Here is a 977-nt window from a genome sequence, read left to right as displayed (position 1 = left end):
GAGCCGGTCACGGCGGATATGTCGATAAGTCGCTGAAAACCCTGTTCGCCACCGGCCTGTTCGCGACGTGAGCGTGGGGATTGATCGCGGCGATATTCTGGTCGTCCGCGTGGTGGAAAACCCGATCGTCAACCGTATCGCCTTCGAAGGGCTGGATAAGCTCGAAGAAAAAGACCTGCTGGCCGAAATGCAGTTGCGTCCGCGCGTTGTTTATACGCGCAGCAAGCTTCAGGCCGATGTGCAGCGCCTGCTGGATATTTATAAGCGCAACAGCCGTTTTGCCGCCGCGATTGAGCCGAAGATCATTCAGCTCGATCAGAACCGTGTCGATATTGTCTTCGAAGTCAAAGAGGGCGAAGCGACGACGGTGAGCAAGATTACCTTCGTCGGCAACCGTCAATATAGCGATTCCACGCTGCGCTCGGAGTTGGTTTCCTCGGAATACCGCTGGTATCGCTTCTGGGCCAGCGACGATTCCTACGATCCCGACCGGGTGGCCTTCGATCGCGAAAAGCTGCGTCGCTTCTATCTGAAGCAAGGTTACGCCGATTTCCGCATTCAATCGGCTGTTGCTGAATTGGCCCCGGACCGCAAGAGCTTCTACCTGACTTTCACGGTCGAAGAAGGCCAGCGCTATAAATACGGCAAGATCAACGTTACATCGCAACTGAAGAATCTTGATCCGCAGACGCTGAATAAGTCGCTCACCACGGTTTCGGGCGAATGGTATAATACCGAAGAGATTGAAGCGACGATTGAAAAGCTGACCCAACAGGTCGGCGATCTCGGCTATGCTTTCGTCGATATTCAACCCGTCACCAACCGCGACCCGCAGGGCCGCGTGATCGACGTAACCTTCGACGTGCGCGAAGGGCCGAAGGCCTATGTGGAGCGCATCGATGTGTCGGGCAATATCCGTACGCAAGACCGGGTGCTGCGCCGCGAGTTCCGCTTGGTGGAAGGCGATGCCTTCAATG

The 977-nt window shown here is 56.0% G+C and carries 1 protein-coding gene; it reads left to right on the top strand.

Translation table 11 applies throughout. The features are described 5' to 3' along the window. Nucleotides 1-73 precede the first annotated feature (73 nt). A partial coding sequence (bamA, locus tag VZ95_RS20765) for an outer membrane protein assembly factor BamA (RefSeq protein WP_232302789.1) occupies nt 74-977 on the top strand: 904 nt, incomplete at its 3' end.

It is taken from the genome of Elstera litoralis (assembly GCF_000963705.1).
GTDB classification, from domain to species: domain Bacteria; phylum Pseudomonadota; class Alphaproteobacteria; order Elsterales; family Elsteraceae; genus Elstera; species Elstera litoralis.
The sequence above is the reverse complement of the archived record's forward strand: the minus strand, read 5'-3'. Positions and strand labels throughout refer to the sequence as shown.